Origin of the sequence: Campylobacter sp. CNRCH_2015_0814 (genome assembly GCF_025772765.1) — a bacterium.
GTDB lineage: Bacteria > Campylobacterota > Campylobacteria > Campylobacterales > Campylobacteraceae > Campylobacter_D.
Genome location: NZ_JAKMSR010000005.1, coordinates 53,704 through 75,503, shown reverse-complemented (window position 1 = coordinate 75,503; position 21,800 = coordinate 53,704). Strand labels below are relative to the sequence as shown.

Annotated in this window: 27 protein-coding genes and 2 tRNA genes; 10 read left to right on the top strand and 19 right to left on the bottom strand. The window is 31.7% G+C overall.

The window, feature by feature from the left end; translation table 11 throughout:
• Position 1 precedes the first annotated feature (1 nt).
• From rplB to rpsJ, 5 genes are read right to left on the bottom strand one after another with little or no spacing between them, the layout of a single operon-like run.
• Complete coding sequence (rplB, locus tag L8X24_RS03875) at positions 2-832, bottom strand: 50S ribosomal protein L2 (RefSeq protein ID WP_039617141.1); 831 nt, start codon at positions 830-832, stop codon at positions 2-4.
• 1 nt (position 833) lies between these two features.
• A complete protein-coding gene (locus L8X24_RS03870; protein ID WP_039617139.1) occupies positions 834-1,115 on the bottom strand; it encodes a 50S ribosomal protein L23 in 282 nt (93 codons plus the stop codon).
• 1 nt (position 1,116) lies between these two features.
• Entirely contained in the window at positions 1,117-1,731 is a 615-nt protein-coding gene (gene rplD / locus L8X24_RS03865; RefSeq protein ID WP_039617137.1) for a 50S ribosomal protein L4, read from the bottom strand.
• On the bottom strand, positions 1,728-2,303 hold the full coding sequence (gene rplC, locus L8X24_RS03860; RefSeq protein WP_012660811.1) for a 50S ribosomal protein L3: 576 nt from the start codon (positions 2,301-2,303) through the stop codon (positions 1,728-1,730). Before rplC ends, rplD begins: the two co-directional genes overlap by 4 nt.
• A gap of 9 nt (positions 2,304-2,312) precedes the next feature.
• Entirely contained in the window at positions 2,313-2,624 is a 312-nt protein-coding gene (gene rpsJ, locus L8X24_RS03855; protein ID WP_012660810.1) for a 30S ribosomal protein S10, read from the bottom strand.
• Positions 2,625-2,850: 226 nt separating this feature from the next.
• Here rpsJ and L8X24_RS03850 point away from each other — a divergent pair.
• A tRNA-Ala gene (locus tag L8X24_RS03850) sits at positions 2,851-2,926 on the top strand.
• A gap of 18 nt (positions 2,927-2,944) precedes the next feature.
• Positions 2,945-4,006, top strand: coding sequence for an ATP-binding protein (locus tag L8X24_RS03845; RefSeq protein ID WP_263663718.1), 1,062 nt, complete (start codon positions 2,945-2,947; stop codon positions 4,004-4,006).
• Here the strand turns inward: L8X24_RS03845 and L8X24_RS03840 are convergent.
• From L8X24_RS03840 to coaE, 3 genes are read right to left on the bottom strand one after another with little or no spacing between them, the layout of a single operon-like run.
• Positions 4,003-4,710: a glucosaminidase domain-containing protein gene (locus L8X24_RS03840; protein ID WP_263663717.1), complete on the bottom strand. Its 708-nt coding sequence runs from the start codon at positions 4,708-4,710 to the stop codon at positions 4,003-4,005. The genes L8X24_RS03845 and L8X24_RS03840 overlap by 4 nt on opposite strands.
• Positions 4,685-5,434: a diaminopimelate epimerase gene (gene dapF / locus L8X24_RS03835; protein ID WP_263663716.1), complete on the bottom strand. Its 750-nt coding sequence runs from the start codon at positions 5,432-5,434 to the stop codon at positions 4,685-4,687. The genes L8X24_RS03840 and dapF overlap by 26 nt, the downstream gene beginning before the upstream one ends.
• The gene (gene coaE / locus L8X24_RS03830; protein WP_263663715.1) at positions 5,431-6,024 is read right to left on the bottom strand and encodes a dephospho-CoA kinase; all 594 of its coding nucleotides are present in this window, start codon (positions 6,022-6,024) and stop codon (positions 5,431-5,433) included. The genes dapF and coaE overlap by 4 nt, the downstream gene beginning before the upstream one ends.
• 58 nt (positions 6,025-6,082) lie before the next feature.
• Between coaE and purM the strand changes: the two genes are divergently transcribed.
• Positions 6,083-7,072, top strand: coding sequence for a phosphoribosylformylglycinamidine cyclo-ligase (gene purM, locus L8X24_RS03825; RefSeq protein ID WP_263663714.1), 990 nt, complete (start codon positions 6,083-6,085; stop codon positions 7,070-7,072).
• 25 nt (positions 7,073-7,097) lie between these two features.
• Here the strand turns inward: purM and dcuC are convergent, their stop codons facing one another.
• The 7 genes from dcuC to L8X24_RS03790 all read right to left on the bottom strand — a co-directional run bounded on the left by dcuC (position 7,098) and on the right by L8X24_RS03790 (position 13,871).
• Entirely contained in the window at positions 7,098-8,471 is a 1,374-nt protein-coding gene (gene dcuC / locus L8X24_RS03820) for a C4-dicarboxylate transporter DcuC (protein WP_263663713.1), read from the bottom strand.
• A gap of 59 nt (positions 8,472-8,530) precedes the next feature.
• The gene (gene sodB, locus L8X24_RS03815) at positions 8,531-9,184 is read right to left on the bottom strand and encodes a superoxide dismutase [Fe] (protein ID WP_263663712.1); all 654 of its coding nucleotides are present in this window, start codon (positions 9,182-9,184) and stop codon (positions 8,531-8,533) included.
• Between the two features lie 67 nt (positions 9,185-9,251).
• The gene (nrdG, locus tag L8X24_RS03810; RefSeq protein WP_263663711.1) at positions 9,252-9,761 is read right to left on the bottom strand and encodes an anaerobic ribonucleoside-triphosphate reductase activating protein; all 510 of its coding nucleotides are present in this window, start codon (positions 9,759-9,761) and stop codon (positions 9,252-9,254) included.
• Positions 9,733-12,012, bottom strand: a complete 2,280-nt coding sequence (locus L8X24_RS03805; RefSeq protein ID WP_263663710.1) for an anaerobic ribonucleoside triphosphate reductase — start codon at positions 12,010-12,012, stop codon at positions 9,733-9,735. The genes nrdG and L8X24_RS03805 overlap by 29 nt, the downstream gene beginning before the upstream one ends.
• Before the next feature lie 131 nt (positions 12,013-12,143).
• Complete coding sequence (locus L8X24_RS03800) at positions 12,144-12,758, bottom strand: BspA family leucine-rich repeat surface protein (protein WP_263663709.1); 615 nt, start codon at positions 12,756-12,758, stop codon at positions 12,144-12,146.
• Positions 12,759-12,968: 210 nt separating this feature from the next.
• Positions 12,969-13,043 (bottom strand) — tRNA-Glu (locus tag L8X24_RS03795).
• A 69-nt stretch (positions 13,044-13,112) separates the two neighbouring features.
• Positions 13,113-13,871, bottom strand: a complete 759-nt coding sequence (locus tag L8X24_RS03790; RefSeq protein ID WP_039640473.1) for an exodeoxyribonuclease III — start codon at positions 13,869-13,871, stop codon at positions 13,113-13,115.
• Positions 13,872-13,969: 98 nt separating this feature from the next.
• On the opposite strand from L8X24_RS03790, the gene L8X24_RS03785 reads away from it, so the two are divergent.
• The 4 genes from L8X24_RS03785 to pyrC are packed head-to-tail and all read left to right on the top strand — an operon-like array spanning position 13,970 to position 17,089.
• Positions 13,970-15,502, top strand: coding sequence for a phosphoethanolamine transferase (locus L8X24_RS03785; RefSeq protein ID WP_263663707.1), 1,533 nt, complete (start codon positions 13,970-13,972; stop codon positions 15,500-15,502).
• A complete protein-coding gene (locus tag L8X24_RS03780; RefSeq protein WP_263663706.1) occupies positions 15,502-15,873 on the top strand; it encodes a diacylglycerol kinase in 372 nt (123 codons plus the stop codon). Before L8X24_RS03785 ends, L8X24_RS03780 begins: the two co-directional genes overlap by 1 nt.
• Complete coding sequence (locus tag L8X24_RS03775; protein WP_263663705.1) at positions 15,858-16,088, top strand: helix-turn-helix domain-containing protein; 231 nt, start codon at positions 15,858-15,860, stop codon at positions 16,086-16,088. The genes L8X24_RS03780 and L8X24_RS03775 overlap by 16 nt, the downstream gene beginning before the upstream one ends.
• An 8-nt stretch (positions 16,089-16,096) precedes the next feature.
• A complete protein-coding gene (pyrC, locus tag L8X24_RS03770) occupies positions 16,097-17,089 on the top strand; it encodes a dihydroorotase (protein ID WP_263663703.1) in 993 nt (330 codons plus the stop codon).
• 9 nt (positions 17,090-17,098) lie between these two features.
• Here the strand turns inward: pyrC and L8X24_RS03765 are convergent, their stop codons facing one another.
• Positions 17,099-17,797 (bottom strand): class I SAM-dependent methyltransferase, encoded by a 699-nt coding sequence (locus L8X24_RS03765; protein ID WP_263663701.1) that lies wholly within the window; start codon positions 17,795-17,797, stop codon positions 17,099-17,101.
• Between the two features lie 60 nt (positions 17,798-17,857).
• Here L8X24_RS03765 and L8X24_RS03760 point away from each other — a divergent pair, with 60 nt between their 5' ends.
• Genes L8X24_RS03760 through L8X24_RS03750 form a run of 3 tightly spaced genes read left to right on the top strand, consistent with a single transcriptional unit; the run spans position 17,858 to position 20,242 of the window.
• The gene (locus L8X24_RS03760; RefSeq protein WP_263663700.1) at positions 17,858-18,694 is read left to right on the top strand and encodes a metal ABC transporter solute-binding protein, Zn/Mn family; all 837 of its coding nucleotides are present in this window, start codon (positions 17,858-17,860) and stop codon (positions 18,692-18,694) included.
• The gene (locus tag L8X24_RS03755; protein WP_263663699.1) at positions 18,691-19,440 is read left to right on the top strand and encodes a metal ABC transporter ATP-binding protein; all 750 of its coding nucleotides are present in this window, start codon (positions 18,691-18,693) and stop codon (positions 19,438-19,440) included. The genes L8X24_RS03760 and L8X24_RS03755 overlap by 4 nt, the downstream gene beginning before the upstream one ends.
• Positions 19,433-20,242: a metal ABC transporter permease gene (locus L8X24_RS03750; protein ID WP_263663698.1), complete on the top strand. Its 810-nt coding sequence runs from the start codon at positions 19,433-19,435 to the stop codon at positions 20,240-20,242. Before L8X24_RS03755 ends, L8X24_RS03750 begins: the two co-directional genes overlap by 8 nt.
• Before the next feature lie 9 nt (positions 20,243-20,251).
• Here L8X24_RS03750 and L8X24_RS03745 read toward each other — a convergent pair whose 3' ends face one another.
• The 3 genes from L8X24_RS03745 to rpmI form a co-directional block, all read right to left on the bottom strand.
• Positions 20,252-21,160 carry a DNA ligase gene (locus L8X24_RS03745; protein ID WP_263663697.1) on the bottom strand — a complete coding sequence of 303 codons (909 nt, stop codon included), beginning with the start codon at positions 21,158-21,160 and terminating at the stop codon, positions 20,252-20,254.
• Positions 21,138-21,491: a 50S ribosomal protein L20 gene (gene rplT / locus L8X24_RS03740; RefSeq protein WP_039617097.1), complete on the bottom strand. Its 354-nt coding sequence runs from the start codon at positions 21,489-21,491 to the stop codon at positions 21,138-21,140. Before rplT ends, L8X24_RS03745 begins: the two co-directional genes overlap by 23 nt.
• A 98-nt stretch (positions 21,492-21,589) precedes the next feature.
• Positions 21,590-21,781, bottom strand: a complete 192-nt coding sequence (gene rpmI / locus L8X24_RS03735) for a 50S ribosomal protein L35 (protein WP_039617094.1) — start codon at positions 21,779-21,781, stop codon at positions 21,590-21,592.
• Positions 21,782-21,800: the final 19 nt, after the last annotated feature.

Genomic DNA, 21,800 nt, shown 5'->3' with positions numbered 1-21,800 from the left:
CTTACTTTCCTTTTCTTCTTGAAATTATTAGCTTATCGCTAGCTTTTTTACGGCGAGTTTTAGCACCTTTAGTTGGTTTACCCCATGGAGTAACTGGATGACGGCCTGAATTTTTCTTACCTTCACCCCCACCGTGCGGGTGATCAACTGGGTTCATCGCAGAACCTCTTGTTTGAGGACGAATACCTCTATGGCGATTTCTACCAGCTTTACCAATAGTCACGTTTGACCATTCTTCATTACCAACTTCACCGATACTTGCCATACATTCAGCTAAAACTTGTCTCATTTCACCACTTGCAAGTCTTAAGATAACGTATTTTTCTTCTTTACCCATTAATTGAGCATAAGCACCTGCTGAACGGATCATTTGACCGCCTTTGCCTGGTTTTAACTCGATATTGTGTACGATAGTACCCACTGGGATATTTCTTAATTTCATTGCATTACCTGGTTTAATGTCAAGTCCGCTTTCAGCAGCACAAACAACATCGCCAACACTTAAACCTTTTGGTTGTAAGATGTATCTTTTTTCACCATCTCTATAAGAGATTAATGCAATACGACAATTTCTGTATGGATCGTACTCGATTGCTTCAACTTTACCTTCAATACCAAATTTTCTTCTTTTAAAATCTATAATTCTGTAAAGTTTTTTAGCACCTGCTTCTTTATGACGGCTTGTGATTCTACCATTATTGTTACGACCTGCATGAGCTGGAAGTTTTACAAGTAATGAACGCACACTAGCTTTTGCTGTGATATCATCAGAGCTTACACCTGTGATATATCTTCTACTTGGAGTATATGGTTTATAAGTTTTAATTGCCATCTTATGCCTCCGAACTTTCTAAGCTCACACCTTCTGGTAGCTTAACATAGAATTTTTTAAAGCTATTTCTTTGACCTTCACGACCTCTAAAACGCTTTACTTTTCCATCCATTTTTAAAGAATTAATTCTTACTGGAGTTACACCAAAATATTCTCTTAAAACTTCTTTTAGACCATTTTTAGTCATTTTTGGAGAAGTTTGAATAACTACAACACCTTGCTCTTGAAGGTTTAAGCTTTTTTCAGTGTAAAGTATTGTTTTTATATCAGTAATATCTGCCATTTTAACCCTCTTTTACGATAGATTCAAGCGCTGCTTTTTCAATGATAACAGCATTAAATACAGATACTAAATAAGCATTTACTTCGCTAATATCAACTACATAGCAATTTGCTAAGTTTCTAAAAGCAAGAAGTGTTTTTTCATCTAGTAAATCTTTTACAATTAAAGCATCTTTTAAACCAAGCTTTTTAATAACTGCATTTGCATCTTTTGTTTTACCGCTTTCAATGCTTAAACTATCTACTGAGAATAATGCATTGTTTTGTGCTTTATCAGCCAATGCTCTTTCAAGCGCTAAGCGTTTTTGTTTTTTATTAACTTTTTGGAAATAGTTACGATTGTTTGTAGGACCAAATGCCACAGCACCACCAACCCAAACATTCGTTCTTGTTGAACCTGCTCTTGCACCACCACGACCTTTTTGTCTCCATGGTTTTTTACCACCACCGCTTACATCGCTTCTACCTTTAGTATGAGCTGTGTTTGCTCTAAGGCTAGCAAGATAAGATTTTACATATAAATAAAGGTTGTGAGGATTAACTTCTGCATATTTTGCTGGAAGATCGAGTTCACTAGCTTTTTCAAATTTATCATTTAAAACAGTTACTTTACTCATTTTGCAATCCTTATTTTACCCATAGCACCATTAAATCCTGGTACCGCACCTTTTACTACTAAGATGCCATTTTCTTCATCAAATGAAACTACTTCATTTTTAACAGTAACTTTTACATTACCATAATGACCTGCCATTTTCATACCTGGTTGAACACGACCTGGCCATTCGCGGTTACCGATTGATCCGTGACGTCTGTGGAATCTTGAACCGTGACTTGCAGGACCTCCGGCAAATCCGTGTCTTTTAACAACCCCACTATAACCTCTACCTTTAGAATTAAAGCTTACTTTTAAAATAGAAGCTTCTTTTAAAGGATTAAGATCAATATCGCCTGCTTCTGTGTTTGCTACTTCTAAAGAAGCAAATCTATTATATTCAGCTGAAAGATTGTATTTTTTTTGCTGACCTGCAATGCATTTATTATTTGCTTTGCCTTTTACATAAGCAACCAAAGCTTTTCCATTTTCTACTTCACATACTTTAGTTTGAACAAGTTTAAGTAAGGTTACAGGAATGCTTGGTGTGCTGATTGTTCTACTCATACCAATTTTTTCTACAATGTATTCCATATTCTATCCTTATTTACCCATAGCTCTTACTTCAACATTGACCTCTGGAGCCAAGTCAAGCTTAGTGAGTGAATCTACTGTATCTGGAGTAGCTGCTACAATATCAAGCATACGAGCATGAATTCTCATCTCAAATTGTTCGCGTGAATCTTTATTGATGTGTGGAGATTTCAAAACTGTGTATCTTTTGATTTTTGTAGGCATTGGCACTGGACCTCTGATGTCAGCACCTGTTCTTTTAACAGCTTCTACAATTGCTGCAACTGTGCGATCTAGAACTCTGTGGTCATAAGCTTTTAGCTTAAGCCTGATTCTTTCCATATTTTTTCCTTTGTAAAGAACTCGTTAGACCCATAAGAATCTAACCACCATATAAAATGATGTTGAGATTATATAAAAACACACTTTGCTATGTCAAGAAATTTATGCATTTTTTTTAATTATTTTCCTTTTAAAAAGGATAAAAATTAAATTTTATAAAATTTATCAGATTTTTTATGCATTAAGAAAATCTAAGAAAAAATATAGTATTATTTCAAAATCTAAAGGGGCATTAGCTCAGCTGGGAGAGCACAACGCTGGCAGCGTTGGGGTCAGCGGTTCGAACCCGCTATGCTCCACCATTTAGTATAAAGAAATCTATGAAATCACTACAATTTTTTTACGATAATTACCCAAAATTTCAAAAATTTGATGAAAGAAAAATTCAAATCCAAACCCATAAAAACATCATCATAAAAGGTGGTTTTGCAAGTGGTAAGAAAAATTTGATTTTAAATTTTTTATCTTTGTATAAAAGTGAAAATATACTCTTTATTGATTGTGATGATTTAAAATTTCAAGCAAGTGCTTTAATAAGTTTAAATTCGTTTTTAACTTATAATCCACAAATTAAATTTTTAGCACTTTGTAACTTTACTCATGATTTTGACTTTGCTAGTTTAAAACATCTTAATTTGCAAATCATAATAAGCGTTTGTGATAGTAATTTTTGCTTAGATCAGTTTGAAGAACTTCATTTAGATTATTTAGACTTTGAAGAATTTTTAAGCCTAAACAAAAAATATGCTGATACTAAAACCATGGTAAGTTATTTTTTACACACGGGACGCAATGTGATTTTAAATCACAACTTTAACACAAACTCATCATACTTAAAAAGCTTTTATACCCCATTAGAGCTTACTATACTCAAACAAATCGCCTTAGAACTTGGGAGTGAATTTAGCGTTAATGAGTTATTAAAAACTCTAAAAAATAGTATAAAAATTTCCAAAGATACCTTATATAAAAGCATAGAAAAACTAGAATCAAACTACACTTTGTATTTTGTAAAAAATCTTGAAAAGAATTTAAAAAAAGTATATTTTTGGGACTTTTCACTAAAAAATTCTCTAAGCATACAAAAAGACTTTAGTACTTTGTTTGAAAATTTAATTTTAAGTGAGTTGTTTAAATTTAAACAAGAAATTTTTTATACTAAGCATTTTGATTTTTACTTACCAAGTCTTAAAAATGCATTTTTATGCTCGCCCTTTAAAGATAAAGATTTACTTAGCTTAAAGGTCAAAAAAATCCTTAGCAAAAATCAACTTGCACTTTCGACTATTTATATCATCACGCTTTCACAAAGAGATGAGTTTTTCGTTGAGGGGGTGCGCGTGATGATTTTACCTTTTGATGAGTGGGCTTTGGGTAATTAATCTAACTCATCAAGCTTATATTGCTCGATGATAGATAAAATAAGCTTAGTGTAATTACTTTTAATCTCTGAATATTTTTCTAAGTGGCTTGCCGCTTCTTTACCATCAAGTTTTTCATTTTCGCTTATCACATCCCACCGCCAAGCTCTAAATTCCTTATAAGCATCGTGGCGATTTAAATTAAGCAAGTATGAATCCACACTTTCTTGTAAGCTATCAAATATACGAATTTTGTGAGTTTTACCCTCGCCTCTTTCCTTTGGCACTAAACCTTTTTCACCCCAAGTCCATTCTCCAAATAAATTATTTGCCTCTTTAGCAAAACGACTTGTACCAGTTGCACTTTCAATAATAGCTTGAGCTATGGCTAAAGACTTTGGCACCTTTTGGATACGCATTTGATATTCTTTGTGATCGTATAAATTTTTAACACGGTATTTTTCTTTTAAAGACCATAATTTTTGCACAGCATTAGTATTTAGCTTTCTAAAATTATTCTTTATAGCTTCTTTAAAGAAAAATTCTATAAATTCTTTTTCCTTTTCTATCTCTTTAAAAGAAATATCCAATAAAGCATTGATTTTTTTGATAAAAACTTCACGCTTTTCTTTTATACTTAAAGCATAATATTGCTCATCAAAACCTGCTATAAATTCAGCTTTTAAAAATAAAACACTACTAAGCAAAATTATAATCAGCTTCAAAACAGCACTTTACCTTTCCTCTAAAAAATATTTGATCCTCTTCTAATCTAAAATACAAACTTTCATTACTTTTTGGCTTTACCAAAATATCATCTTTTACTTCTTGATTTAAATACGCTAGATAAAAACAAGCCCCCATACCCGTACCACAAGCCAAAGTCTCATCTTCTACCCCGCGTTCATAAGTTCTAACTCTTATAAATTCATCATCTTCTACTTTAGCAAAGTTAACATTTGCATTGTATCTTTTACGCACTTCTTTACATAAATTTACATCAAATTCGTTTAAATCATCAACAAAGGTTACTATATGCGGGACACCAGTATTACAGCCTTGCCAAATTCTACCTTTATACTCAAAAGCTTCTTTAATATCCTTTACCCCGCTAAGTTTGATTTCAACTATATCATCATCAACAAAAGATTTTATAAGTCCTGCGCCGGTTAAGAAATTTAAATATTGAGACTTTTTTAAATAATGATGAGCAAAATGAGCTGCTGCGCGTGAGCCATTACCGCACATACTTGCCTTGCTCCCATCACAATTATAAAATTCCCATTCAAAATCATATCTATCATGAGGCACAACTACTATAAGCCCATCAGCGCCTATGCCTTCATAACGATTACAAAGAATTTTAGCTAATTCGCTACGATCTTTTTTTTCACTATCTGCAAACACCACAAAATCATTCCCGCTAGCACAGTACTTGTAAAATTTCATTTTTCAACCTTTAAAGTGTGTTTTAAAAAATTTAGCACATTTTTCTCAAAATTTTCATAACCTGAGGTATTTTTTATCACAAAATCTGCTTTTTTTAGTTTTTCTTCTATATCAAGTTGTAAATTAATTCTTTTTAAAGCTTCGTTTTCATCTAAATTATCTCTTTGCATTAGTCTTTGAAGCAAAAGTTCTTTTGGAGTATAAATTAATATACTTTTTCCTAAATTTTGATAGTGATTGTTTTCAAAAAATAAAGGCAGTTCTATAAAAAAAGCCTTGTTTTTTTTATCTAAAATTTGAGCTTTTTGTAAAATAACTTCTTTGATTTTAGGATGTAAAAAATCTTCTAGCTTTTTTTTAGCATTTAAGTCATTAAATACAATAGCTCCAAGTTTTTTTCTATCTATTTTTCCCGCTATGATTAAATCATCGTTATCAAAAAGCTTAGCTATGGAATTTGCATTTTCATTTAAAAGCTCATGAGCTATCACATCTGCGCTTAAAGTATCAAAACCCAAATTTTGAACTATTTTTATAAAGCTTGACTTTCCACCCGCTATACTTGAAGTTACAAAATAAGCATTTTGCATAATTTAGCCTTAAAACATTTTTAGTTAAAATACCTTTTAAATTCTTAAAGGAAGATAAATGAATATAAGCTATGAAGATGCGGGCGTAAGTATAGACAATGGCAATGCTTTTGTAGAAGCAATCAAGCCTTTAGTAAAAGAAACTTTTAATGAAAATGTTTTAGGTGGCATAGGCTCTTTTTCGGGTGCTTTTGCTATGCCAAGTGGTTTTAAAAATCCTGTTATGCTAGCAGCAACTGATGGCGTAGGTACAAAGTTGCGCCTTGCTATTGATAGTCAAAAATTTGACACCATAGGTGAAGATTTAGTAGCAATGTGTGTGAATGATTTAATTTGTAATTTTGCTACGCCTTTGTTTTTTTTAGACTATTATGCAACTGCAAAATTAGATGTAGAAGTAGCTAAAAAAGTCGTAGCAGGGATTGCTAATGGTTGTAAAAAAGCAAATTGTGCCTTAATAGGCGGAGAAACTGCCGAAATGCCTGGAATGTATCATAGCAATGATTTTGACTTAGCAGGTTTTTCAGTGGGTATGGCCGAAAAAGATGAAATCGATAGAAGAAATTTTGTAAAAAATGGAGATATTTTACTAGCTCTACCTAGTAGCGGGCTTCATTCTAATGGATATTCTTTAGCTAGAAAAGTACTATTTGAAGCACAAAAGCTTAAGTTTGATGATAAAATAAATGGTAAAAATTTAATCGATATTTTACTTGAACCTACAAGAATTTATGTAAAAGACTTTTTAAAATTAAAACCATTCATTAATGCACTAGCTCATATAACAGGTGGTGGATTGGTGGAAAATTTACCTAGAGTTTTCCCAAGAGGAATAGGCGCAATCATCAGAAAACATCATCTAAAAACTCCTGAAATTTTTTACCAAATAGGCCAAAGTGTAGAAGAGGCTGAAATGTATAGAAGCTTTAATATGGGTGTGGGTTTAGTTATGGTGGTAGATCCATCTAATGTAGGAAAAGTTTTAGAAAGCTCAGACGCTTATGTAATAGGCGAAGTTGTGCTAAATGAAGGGGTTGTTTTAGAGTGATAGCTTAAAAGCTATCACTCTAAATTTATGCAAAATACCAAGCTATTAGGATATTTAAAGCCATTCCTACAAGCAACATAGGAGTAGATCTTTTAACAATGGCTATAGGATCTAATTTTGCAAAGCCTGCTAAGGCTAAAATTCCACCCGATATTGGCGAGGCAGCACGCCCCAAACAAGAAGCAATCTCAAGTGGCAAAGCTAGTGAGATAGGATTAATCCCTAGTTTTTGAGCAATATCTGGAGCAAGTCTTCCAAAAGCATTAAAAGCAGCAATCCCACTACCCATAATCACACTTGCAAAATACACAATAAAGCTTAAAACTATAATAGTAAGCAACACAGCAGAAGCCCCCATAGAAGAAACTGCTAAGGCTAAATGTTCTATACCCTTTAATGCTTTAATACCTTCTGCAAAAATAGAAGCTGCAATGATAATACAAACAACACTTACAAAAATTTCTGCCATAGCTTTTAGTATCACCATCAAATCATCTGCAAGTTTTTTTGCATCTTTATGTCTAACATACTCTAAAATAAAAACCAAACTTATACTTAAAAAATTGGCGCTCACCACATCTAGCTTCACTTTATATCCATATAAATTTGCAAAATAAGCACCAAATAAAAACACTATAGGAAGCCAAGGCAAGAAAATATAAAATAAAGGACAATTTGGGTTTTTTATTTCCATGTGTTCGATATTATCCACAACGCCTTTTGCTAAGTCTTTTTTATCCATATAACTATAATAAAACGGAATAAGCAAAGCTATCACAACAACATAAGCTATAACAGGATAAATTTGGTATTCAAAAAACATAGCAACAACATTTTCAATGCCTACCATATCTGCTAAATTTATAGAATTTCCATCTTTAGGACCATAATCAAGTGCAATTAATGATAAAACCGATACAGCAGTGATAGGACGAATTCCTATGGCGATTAAAACAGGATAAATCGAAGCAAGCAATAAAAGTAACAATCCTGTGTAACTTGAAATAACTATTTTTAAAGCCATACCCACTACAAAAGTTCCACTTAAAACTAGGTATTTATTTTTAATCTTGCCTAGTGGTTTATTTGCTACAAAAGCTAACTTTGCCGAAGCATTAATGTGCTTCATATAAGCTGCAAAACCTGCAACAGACATTATAATAAGCCCCACACCAGCTAAATTAGTTTTAAAAGTTTGAGTTACAAAACCAAAGACATCAAAAACAGGATTTCCTAAGCTTTGTTTTAGCACAGACTCACCAGTTGCTAAAGAAATGATGATTAAGATAATAATACCTGAGAGAAAAAAAGTAAAGATAGGATTGTATTTTTTAAGAATAAAATAGGCTACTAAAAATACACAAAATAAAGTAGCCACGACAGAAAGAAAAACCTCCATAAAACCTCCTAATTTTTGTATTTAGTCTATTTTACGGGGTTTTTCTTAAAAAAACTTGATTATTTTACAGGGTGAAGTTCGTTTGCATAGAAGCTTACTGAGTTCATACCTTCTTTAATAGCCCATTCATAAGCTTTTGCTACAAATTCCCAGTTAATGTGCGCGTAGAATTTTTCTAAATACGCAGGGCGTGCATTGCGGTGATCTACATAGTAAGCATGCTCCCATACATCAACTACTAAAAGCGGAACTTTACCTTCAGTGATAGGTGTAGCAGCATTGCTTGTAGCTACTAGTTCTAATTTTTGATTTTGAGTGTTATAAACTAACCAGAACCAACCAGAACCAAATACCCCTGTAGCTCCTTTGATAAATTCTTCTTTTAAATTTTCCATAGAGCCAAAGTCTTTTTCAACTGCTGCTTTAAACTCATCACTCAAAGAACAGCCACAGCCACAGCATGTTTTTGGCTTAATGCAATCAAAATAAAAGTCATGATTATACACTTGAGCAGCGTTGTTAAAAACTCCACCATTTGAGTTTTGTATGATATAAACTAAATCTTTTCCCGCAAATTCAGTATCTTTGATAAGATTGTTTAGGTTATTTACATAAGTTTGGTGGTGTTTGCCATGATGAAATGCAAAAGTTTCTGCACTTAAAAAGTCTCCAAAAGCGTCTGCTTCATAAGGTAGTTTTCTTAATTCAAACATATTGTTCTCCTTTTTTAAATTTATGGATATTCTAACATAGTTAAATTAAAAAAGACTAAATGAGTCTTTATTTTTCAAAAAGTATTACTTTGCCTTGCTCTAAGCTTTTTGCTACATCGATAATGCGTTGATTTTTACTACCTTTAAATTTTAAAGATAAGTCTTTTTGCTCTAAAATAAACTTCCCATCTACCAAAATATCAGCTAAGATAAGTAATTCTTTCATAGCTTGCTCTTGTAATAGCTCTTCATAAGTAAAGCCTGTATATATGATAAGATCAAGCCCTAAAGCCTTAATGTATTTTGCTAGAATGCTTAAATTTTTTGCTTGCATAAAAGGCTCTCCACCACTAAAAGTAACACCTTGAAGCAAAGGATTTTTACAAATCTCATCATATAAACTCGCTAAATCTTGCAAATATCCTTTGTTAAAATCATGCGTTTGTGGGTTATGACAGCCTTTGCAATGATGGGGGCAACCTTGAGTAAAAATCACATAACGCAAACCATAGCCATCGACTATGGATTCTTTTATAACACCAGCTAATCTAAGAAAAATCGTGTTTAATTCTTGCATGAACTTCAGCTTTTTTAGCGTCATTAAAACGATCAAGCGTTCCTACTAAATAGCCTGTGATTCTTCTTATGCGTTCAAATTTAATATCATCTTCTTTTCTATGGCACTTTGGACAAAACTCATCTATCACACCACTATAACCACACACTGGATCCCTATCTAGTGGAAAATTAATCGAGCCATAGCCTATATTGCTTTCTTTCATACATTTTATAATGCGTTCAAAACTTTCTAAATTCTTACTCACATCGCCGTTTAATTCTACATAAGTAATATGACCACCATTATTTAGCTCATGATATGGGGCTTCTATTTGAATTTTTTCATATATACTAATAGGAAAATCTACAGGAATATGAAAAGAATTGGTATAAAAATCTTTATCAGTTATGCCTTTTAAAATGCCGTATTTTTTTTGATCTAGCTTTAAAAATCTTCCACTTAAACCCTCAGCTGGAGTAGCTATGAGTGAAAAATTAAGCTTATCTTTGAGTGCTTTTTCATCGACAAATTCACGCATAAAACGCACTATTTGTAAGCCAAGTTCTCTTGCTTCTTGGCTTTGTCCATGATGAGAACCTATCAAAGCTATTAAACTCTCACAAAGTCCTATATAACCTATAGCCAAAGTCCCATGTGCGATAACTTTCTCTACACTATCATTTTCTTTTAAAGTATCTGAATCTATCCAAATTCCCTCGCCCATTAAAAATGGGAAATTTTTAGCCTTTTTTAGACTTTGAATTTTATATCTATGGAGCAATTGCTCATACACAAGTTCTAATTTTTCTTTTAAAAGTGAGTAAAAAAGCTCTAAATTTCCTTTGGCTTCTATGGCTAAACGCACAAGGTTTATACTTGTAAAGCTTAAATTTCCCCTGCCACTTGTGATTTCTTTACTCTCATCATAAACATTTGCCATAACCCTAGTTCTACAACCCATATAAGCTACTTCACTATTGTAATCATTTTTTTTATAGTATTTTGCGTTAAAACTCGCATCTAAAAAGCTAAAATTTGGAAAAAGTCTTTTAGAAGCACATTCTATAGCAAGTTTAAAAAGCTTATAATTTGGATCTGTTTCATTATAATTAACACCCTCTTTTACTTTAAAAATTTGCACAGGGAAAATTGGCGTTTCGCCATTTCCTAAACCTTTCATCGTGGCTTTTAGTAAATTTTCTATCACCATTTGCCCTTCAAAAGATGTATCGGTACCATAATTTAGCGTGCTAAAAGGTACTTGGGCTCCTGCTCTTGAATTCATAGTATTAAGATTATGCACTAAAGCCTCCATAGCTTGAAAAGTCGCATCTTGGGTTTGCTTTAATGCTCTTTTATAAGCATAAGCATTTGCTTGTTTTAAAAAATTCTCATCACTATTTAAATCAAGCCTTAAAAGCTCTTTGAAGCATTCTTTTTCGCTAAAAGCTTGAAAATTAGCATTTTTAAAGCATTGCTCATCTAAACTTTGTTCTAATTTTATTTCAAAAAAAGCATTTATAGCCTTTTTATACTCTTTTTGAAAAGTCTTTGCCACGCCTTTTGCCATAGCAAAATCAAAATTGGGTATAGACTGGCCTCCATGCATTTCATTTTGATTAGCCTGCAAGGCAATGCAAGCTAAAGAAGCGTAAGATCTGATATCATTTGGCTCACGCAAGCTTCCATGTCCTGTGCTAAAGCCATTTTCAAAAAGCTTTAATAAGTCTATTTGACAGCAAGTTTGTGTTAGCATATAAAAGTCTTTATCGTGTATGTGTATATCGCCGTTTTTGTGTGCATTTGCGATATGTTTTGGCAAAATACACTCATCTACATAGTATTTTGCACCTTCTGAGCCATATTTTAACATCATACCCATAGCGCTATCTGAATTAATATTTGCATTTTCTCTTTTTAAATCAGCTTCTTTAGAATCTTTAAAAGTTAAATCATCATACAAACTTAGCAAATCATAGCTACCATTGCGAATTTGTGCTCTTTTTTGACGGTATAAAATATAAGATTTTGCAGTATTGACTAAGGCATTTTTGATTAAAACTTCTTCAACTTTATCTTGAATTTGTTCTACTTGTATGTGTTTTTCATCCAGTAAAGCTACAACCTCATCGCAAAGTTTATCTAAAAAATCATTATTTAATTTTTCATCTGTGGAATTTATATTGGCTTTGAAAATAGCATTTTTGATTTTAAAAATATCAAATGCAACTTGGCTTTTATCTCTTTTTATAATAAATTTTATTCTCATGGAAATTTTCCTAAAAAATAATCTCTAAGCACTATAAAATAGCACTTTTAAAAGATAAGTTTAGTACAAAAACTTGATGAAAAACTTAAAGAAATAAAAGAAAAATTCACACAAAAAATGTGTGAATTTGATTATTTTAACTCCACGCCTTTTACAGCATAAAGTTTATCAATACCACGATTTCCAAACATTTTATCAGTATTACAATCTCTTTGGATATTCCACTCATCTAGCTCGTGGTGAAAATTTTTACAATTATGGAAAAGATAGGCCATGGTAATTACATTTTGCACATCCCAGCTTGCCACATTATGCTCATACGCATGGCAGTTTTCAAAACAATGTGCCATTCTGATTACATTAGAGGTTTTCCAGTGCAATAAAGAATGATTAAATTTAACACAATTAAAAAACATATAAGACATATCTTTTAAATTTTGTGTATTCCACTTTGATAAGTCTTTATTGAAATTTTTGCAGTTAAAAAACATACTTGCCATATTTTCGACATTTGAAACATCCCAGCGTGATAAGTCTGCATTAAAACTTTCACAACAATAAAACATATAAGACATATCTTTAGCCTTAGATACATCCCAACGCTCAATACCCAAAAAATCTTTTCTAGTAGAACAATAAAAAACGAATGAAAAATCTTCTATCAAAGAAACATCAATATCTCTTAGAGAAATTCTTTCATTGTGCACCAAATTCATCAACTCATTTTTGTTTTTAACTTTATACATTTTGTCCCTCCTTTTTGTATATTTTAAAAAACAAGTGTGAAGTCAATATAAATTTAATGAAATTAAACAAAAGATTTGGAATATTAATAATTATTAATTTAAAATTAACTTAATATAAACATATATTTACAAAATAATAAATAATTATAAATAAATAGATGAATTTTGATAAAAAATGAAAAAAATAATACTGTGGAGAAAAATATAGAGTGGTGACCCATACGAGACTCGAACTCGTGTTACCGCCGTGAAAGGGCGATGTCCTAACCGCTAGACGAATGGGCCAATTTGCAGTTTGAAGACAAAATTATAGCAATTTTTACTTAATAATTATTTAAGACATCAAAAAATGCCTTAAATATCTATTTCTATCCCTACAGGAGCATGGTCTGAACCAAAAATATCATCTCTTATAAAGGCATTTTTGAGCTTATCTTTTAAGCCATTAGAAATGAAAAAATAATCAATCCTCCAGCCTACATTTCTTTCTCTTGCTTTCATTCTATAACTCCACCACGAATACTTTTCTTTAATATCGCCATTTATATGTCTAAAAGTATCTATAAAGCCTAATTTTAATAAATCATCTATCCAAGCACGCTCAATCGGTAAAAAGCCTGAAGTTTTTTCATTAGCTTTTGGATGAGTTAAATCTATCTCGCGGTGAGCAGTATTTACATCTCCACATATTATGATTTCTTTACCTTCTTTTAAAAGCTTATCTAAATACACTAAAAAATCATTATAAAATTTCATTTTAAAGTTTAAACGCTCTTCATCTTTTTGACCATTTGGAAAGTAAATATTAAACAAAACTACATTTTTGAAACTATGTTCTAAAACCCTACCCTCATCATCATCAAAAAATTCACATTTTTTGACTTCACTATCAAAATTACACAAACTCATTACACCAGAATACCCTGCTCTTTTAGCACTATTTGAATACATATGTTTAAAAGGATACTCATAAATTCTTTTTGGAAATTTATCCTCGTGTGCTTTGATTTCTTGAAAACCTATAAAATCGATTTCTTCTTTTTCAATCCAATCCAGTGCGTTTTTATCACAAATTGCCCTTAGGCCATTTACATTCCATGATAATAATTTCATAAAATACCTTTACCAATCTTCTTTTGTTGCTATTTTATATGTGATTTATTAATTTTATTCAAATAGACTAAGTTTTTATTTTATTCCAAAGGAAAAAAATGCACCTAAAACTTTCATGGACAAAATTTACCTTGCTTAATACGATTTTTATCATGGCGTTTAATTTCCCGTTGTTTGAGTTTGTATATGAAAAGATAGATCAAAACACTATGCTTTTTAGTGTGTTTTTTGGAATTTATTTTTTCTTGGTTTTGGGCGTTTTATCTTTGGTATATTTTCCCTATATCACCAAAATTTTAAGCATATTTTTACTTAGTACTTGTGCTATTTGTAGTTATTTTGTTAGCAATTATGGGGTTTTAATCGATGATCATATGATACAAAATGTCGTTGAAACAGACAATAGGGAATTTTTTTCTTATTTTAATTTTTCCTTTGCTTTGTATATTTTAGTCTTTGTGATTTTTCCTAGTTTGCTTGTGATTTTTACTAAGATTGATTATCAAAGATATTTTTTCAAAAAAAGTGTATTATTTTTGACTTCTTTGGTATTTTGCTTTGCTTTAGTAGCTCTTAGTTCAAAAACACTTTTGCCTTTTTTAAGATCACACAATATCGTTAGAATGTACAATCTACCTTTTTATCCAATATACTCAAGCATAGAATTTACAAAGAAAAAACTAGCAGGTAAAAAAGAACTAACTATCATTTCAAATGATGCAAGTTTAAAAGATATCAATACAACTAAGCTTATGATTTTAGTCATAGGTGAAACTGCTAGAGCGAGTAATTATTCTTTAGGTGGATATAGTACAAATGATACGAATTTTTATACTAAAAATGAACCAAATTTAGTGTATTTTAGCGATGTAAGTTCATGTGGAACGGCTACTGCAAGAAGTTTGCCTTGTATGTTTTCAAGACACAAAAGAGTAAATTTTGAAGATGGATTATACGAAGAAAATGTTTTAGATATCTTGCAAAAGGTTGGAGTACAAAGCGTTTGGTTTGGTAATAACTCAGGAGGCTGTAAAGGAAATTGCGATCGTATAAAACACAAACTCATTGCAAAAGATTATGATGAGAGCTTACTTGAACTTGTAAAGCAAGAACTTGAAAATACAAATTCAAATAAAATCATCGTTGTACATTTACAAGGCTCACATGGGCCAACTTACTACAAACGTTATCCAAATGCATTTAAAAAATTTATGCCAACATGTGATACAAATGAGCTAAATACCTGCTCACACAAACAAATCATCAACACCTATGATAATACTTTACTTTATACAGACTTTATTATAAAAAGCCTTATAGATATGCTTAAGCAAAATCCTACCAAAGAAGCTTCTTTGCTTTATTTATCAGATCATGGGGAGAGTTTAGGTGAAAATGGAATTTATCTTCATGGTATGCCTTATTTAATAGCACCAAAAGATCAAAAGCATATACCGATGATATTTTGGAGTAAAGATAGCAAATTAAGCCAAGATTTACAAAGCAAAAAAGACTATAAACTTTCTCAAGATAATCTTTTTTCAAGCTTACTGGGGTATTTTGGTGTAAATAGCAAAGAATATGAGGCAAATTATGATATATTTAGCAAAAATTTAAAGGAAAATCCTTAATGAAGCCGAAATATTCTTTATTTAAAAATGCAAGCTATGCCTTTAGTGGAATTAAATTTTTACTCCAAAATGAAATGGCTTTTAGGATAGAATTTGCCATTATTTTACCTTTGATTTTTGCAAGCTTATTTTTACCTGTGAGTTTTTTAGAGCATTTTGTGCTTGTATTTGTTTTGGTACTAATTTTAATCGTAGAAGCACTAAATTCTGCCATAGAAGCTTGTGTGGATCTTTGCACGAACGAATTTCACATCTTAGCTAAAAAAGCAAAAGATTGTGCGAGCGCTGGGGTGTTTTTTAGCGTGGTTTTAGCTATAATTACTTGGAGTTTTATTCTTTTTGATTTGGTTAGAGAATGGATGATAAAGTAAAAATACTATGTGAAAAAATCTTTGGTAAAAAACGCTTTGAAATTTTAGAATTTTTAGCCCTTCATGCTAATGAAGATGGCTTTGTCTTTGTCAATATAGAAGAGCTTTCTAAAAGGTTAAACATCAGCAAACCTACCATCATTTCTACTTTTAAATTTTTAGAAGAAAAAGCTTTGCTTGAAAAACTCAAAAACGGCTTATATAAACTCAAATAGGAGATAAAATGACACTTAAAAACCCTTTGGATATGCATTTACATTTACGCGATGAAAGCATGCTTGAACTTGTAGCTCCATTTAGTGCAAAAGACTTTAAAGCGGGAGTTATCATGCCAAATTTAATCACCCCGCTTACCGAAACAAATGCATTAAAATCTTATAAAGAACGCATTTTAAAAGCATGTAAAAATGAAGATTTTACGCCTTTGATGACTTTATTTTTTAAAGACTATGATGAGAAATTTTTAGAAAAAGCTAAAGATGAGCTTTTTGCCATAAAACTTTATCCTGCAGGTATCACTACCAACTCAGATAATGGAATTTCAAGCTTTGATATAGAAAAGTTAAAACCTACACTAAATGCTATGAGTGAATTAAACATACCTTTGCTAGTGCATGGAGAAACAAATGATTTTGTAATGGATAGAGAAGCAAATTTTGCTAAAATCTATGAAAAATTAGCTAAAAACTTTCCAAAATTAAAAATCGTAATGGAGCATATTACCACTAAGGTTTTGTGCGATTTGTTAAAAGATTATGAAAATTTATACGCAACTATCACTTTACACCATTTGATAATAACGCTTGATGATGTAGTGGGCGGTAAGATGGATCCGCATTTATTTTGCAAACCTATTGCAAAACGCTATGAAGACAAAGACGCTTTATGTGAGCTTGCTTTTAGCGGCTATGAAAAGGCTATGTTTGGAAGCGATAGCGCACCTCATCCATTGCACACTAAAGAATGCTGTGGGTGCGCAGCTGGAGTATTTAGTGCGCCAGTGATTTTACCTGTGTTGGCTGAACTTTTTGAAAAACACTCAAATGAAGCAAATTTACAAAAATTTATTTCAGATAATGCTTGCAAAATCCATAATTTTGAATTTGAAAAAGATAAAATCATCACTTTAGAAAAACAAGAATGGCAAGTAGCGCAAAAATACGGCGATGTAGTGCCATTTATGGCGGGAAAAACTTTAAATTTCAAGGTTATTTAGCCTTGAAATTTAATTAATAATCAGAAGTTTTATCTTAGCTTCTATAAGCTCTTCTACCTCATCTTTTACAAAGCTTTCTAACTCTTGTTTGTTTGCATTAACACCATTCATACTCAAATGCCACAAAGCATTTTCTATCGCACTTTCTTTATCTCTTTTTACCACTCTAGTTTCGTTAAAAATTTCAACCTCGTAAGGGATATTTTGCGCATTTAAAAAACTTTGTAAGTCGCTTTCATAAAAACCTTTAAAATGCGTGTTAAAACGCTCAAATATAGGATCTAAAAAGCTACTTTTACGCCTACTTGCCCAGCCTAAATACACCTTTTTAGAAGCTAAGTTTAAAAAAGCTTTATAGTCTTTTTCATTTTGCAAAGCAGGAGACATACTTAAAAAGGCTAAATCAAAATTTGTGTTATTGTTTTTATAAAAGTTTTCAAAGTCTAAATTTAGTGTTTTTACATTTGATATGGCATGAGTTTTTGCATCTTCTTGTAAAATTTCAAGCATAGCACTAGAGCTGTCTATACCTAAAACACTTTTTGCTTTTTGTGCTAAATGCAAAGTCCAAACACCGCTCCCACAGCCTATATCTACCACGCTTTTATCTTGTAAAGATCCAAGTTTTGCAAAAGTAGCTTTTTGAATTTCGTTTAAACTAGGATTATACCTTGCATAGCTTTTTGCTTTTTTATTCCATAAATTCATCTTCACTCCTTATTTTTTCTAATATAGTATAATATTTTTTTGTTTTTAGAAAGGAAAATTATGCGAGTAGTGTTTTTGTGTTTGATTTCATTTTTAAGTATATATGCCAAAGATTTGGTAAGTGTTAGTATAGCCCCACAAGCTTACTTTGTAAAGCAAATTGCCAAAGATACTTTGGATATAAATATAGTCATACCACCTAATGCAAATGAGCATACTTTCGAATTTAAACCAAGTGGTATTTTAAAACTTGAAAAAAGCGATATTTACTTCACAGCCAATTTAGAATTTGAAAAAATTTGGATTTTAAAACTTAAAGATAATCTCAAAAATACCAAAATCATCTCTACTCAAAATGGTATTGATTTTATACCTTTGCAAGAGCATGCTCACGAAGGACACCATCATCATGGAGATGACCCTCACACATGGCTTGATCCACTTTTAGCAAAAACTCATGCTAAAAATATCACTTTAGCACTTATAGAACAATACCCACAAAATAAAGCATTTTATGAGCAAAATTTAGAAAATTTCTTAAAAGAAATGGATACATTAAATTTACAAATACAAGCTTTATTTAAAAATGTAAAAAACAAGCATTTTCTAGTCTATCATCCATCTTGGGGGTATTTTGCCAAAAGATATCATCTAAGCCAAATTCCTGTTGAAATAGAAGGAAAAGAACCTAAACCAAAAGACTTAGCCAAGCTTGCAAAACTCATACAAAAAGAGCAAATAAAAGCTATTTTTGTACCAAAAGGAGCTAATAACAATACCATTAAAGCTATGGCGAGTAATTATAATCTTAAAATCATAGAACTTGATCATTTGCCAAGTGATTATAAAAATGAGCTTTTAAAAGATGCAAAAAATATAGCAAGCGTTTTACAATGATAAAAATCAATATTAAAAATTTAAACTTTTCATATAATCAAGATGAGGTTTTAAAAAATATCAACCTAAACTATGAAAGCAAAGACTTTTTAGCCATAGTAGGGCCAAATGGCGGGGGTAAATCTACACTTTTAAAACTCATACTAGGTTTACTAAATAGCCATAAAAACATAAACTTTGAAAACTTAAGCTTAAAAGATATAGGTTATGTCCCACAAAATACTTTAGCTAATCCAAACTTTCCAGTGCGCGTGCTAGAAGTAGTGATGATGGGTAGGGTGGATAAAAAATTCTTTGGTTTTTATACCAAAAAAGATCAAGATCAAGCCTTGCTAGCATTAGAAAAAGTAGGTATGAGAAATTTTTGGGATAAAAAAATCAACGAACTAAGCGGAGGTCAAAGACAAAGAGTTTATATAGCAAGAGCTCTAGCAAGTGAATGCAAGCTTTTGATCCTTGATGAGCCTACTGCAAGTATAGATACCAAAGGCTCGGTGCAGATTTTTGAGCTTTTGAAAAAATTACACGAAAGTGGGGTTGGCGTGATAGTAATATGCCATGATTTAAATGTAAGCTTAGCTTATGCAAATAAAATCGCATATTTAAACAAAGAATTATTCTTACATGAAAACACCCCTGAAAAAAAGGCACACTTACTAGCACATTTAAGCCAAAATCACACGCATTTTTGTGATGTGGAGCTTAGCTTGGAGCAGTGTTGCTGTGAAGGAAAAAACCATGCTTGAACTTTTATCTAGCTCTTTTATACAAAATGCTTTTTTGGCTGCATTTTTAACCAGCATTGCTTGTGGGATTATGGGGACTTTGATCATGATCAACCGCTTAAGTTCTATGGCAGGAGGCATTACGCATGGGGCTTTTGGGGGTATAGGTATAGCATTTTATTTTGGTTTGCCAGTACTTGTTAGTACGAGTTTATTTACTCTTTTTTTAGCCTTGCTTGTAGCGTTTTTAGTACAAAAATATCCTTTTAGAAGCGATAATATAGTCGGTGTTATATGGGCTTTTGGAATGGCTGTTGGTATCATACTCATAGACTTAACCCCTGGGTATAATGGTGATTTAATGGGGTATTTATTTGGTAGTATTTTGTCTGTACCTACGCAAGATATAGTTTTATTTGCAGTGATTGATGTGATTTTTATCATTTTAGTATTGCTTTTTTACCGCCAATTTGAAATTCTAAGTTTTGATAAAGAATTTGCAAGCTTAAGAGGGGTTAAAACCAATCTTTTTCACTATCTTTTAATCGCGATGATGGCTTTTTGTATCGTTATAAGTATCAAAGTAGTAGGACTTATACTTGTGATAGCTTTACTTAGTATACCTGCATTTATCGCTGAGAGCTTTTCTAAAAAGCTTGGTCAAATGATGATCATCTCTACTCTTTTGAGTATAAGTTTTTGTGTGATAGGGCTTTTTGTGAGTTTTTATTATAATCTTGCAAGTGGAGCATGCATTATAGCTAGCGCTTGTATAGCTTTTGTGTTTTATCTTTGTTTTAGTGCTTTTTTAAAGAAAAGTTGAAATTTACTTTTATCTTAAAACGCTATTTTCATGCACTCTTAAAAAACTAGCAAATTTTGGCTTGCCATTTTTGGTTAAGCCATTGTATTTAAAAGTGATGATGACACCAACTGGCGGAGGGTTTAAGCGATCACTTTCTTTAAAGCCCGAGCCTATCTTAAAACTTACTTTTTTACCCTCAATCACTGCTTCACAAAGCAAAGATCCCATTTTGCCTTCAAATTTTCCTTTACCTTCAAAATGCTTTTTTACAACACATTCTGTATCATCAAAAGGTTTTAGTTTAAAAGCATTGTTTGATCTTTTCTTTTCATAAGGTGCGTTGTTTAATCTTATGATTACGCCCTCGCCTTTATGCGAAATGATATCTTGGTAAAACTGCTTTAAATGATTTTTATCTTTAATGCGAATTTGTGGGATGATTTTTATAAAATCATTTGAGTTTTTTGCTAAATACCTTTTTAAAACTTCTAATCTTGTTTCTAAAGTACAAGGATCAAGTTTAAATTCCTCACAAGCATTTGGCACATCAAAGACATTATAACTTACTTTTTGCCAAAGTTTTTCATCAGGATTTTCTTGGCGTATTAAAGATGAAATTTCTTCAAAAGAAGCTCTTTTTATCCAAAGTTCTCCATCTAACTCAAATTTAGGAAATTTTTTTGTGAAAAATGAAGGGAGTTTTATGGCATTTCCTGCTCTTGTTTGCATAGACTTACCACTCCAAAGTCCTCTTACGCCATCGAGTTTTTCGCTCATGAGATAATGGCTTAAATTTATATCTTTAAATGATTTTTCATCATAAACTTTAAAAAGTAAAATATCTTTTGCAAAAAGAGGATTTAAAAAGAAAGTAAAGAGAAAAACAAGGCTTATAAAAAGCCTTGCAGTAAGATTAAAGTGCTTTTTTAGCAGCATCTGCTATTTTAGCAAAAGCAGCTGCGTCGTTCATCGCTAAATCAGCTAAGATTTTTCTATCAAGCTCAATGCCTGCTTTTTTAAGACCATTTATAAATCTTGAATAACTAATATCATTTAGTCTGCAAGCTGCATTGATACGTACTATCCAAAGACGACGGAAATCACGTTTTTTGCGGCGTCTATCACGATACGCATAAACCAAACTTCTTTCTAATTGTTCTTTAGCTTTTCTAAAGTGTTTGCGGCGACCACTATAAAAACCACGCGCAAGTTTTAAAACTTTTTTATGTCTGCGGCGTCTTACAACACCTGTTTTTACTCTTGCCATATTTATCCTTTCACAAATTGGCGTTCGTTAAACGAATCTTGCCCTTTAAAATAAGGGGAGTTTGAATGACTTTCGTCAAAAACTAAATTTAAGCGAGCTTAAATTCCTAACATTTTTTCAACTGCTTTAACATTGGTTGAGTGAACATACTTAGAAGTGCGAAGATCACGCATTCTTTTAGCAGGTTTTTTAGTCAAAATGTGGCTTCTATAAGCAGCGCCTCTTTTGATTTTATTTTTACCTACTTTGAAGCGTTTAACAGCACTTTTAACGCTTTTCATTTTTGGCATGTGTATCCTTTGGATAAAT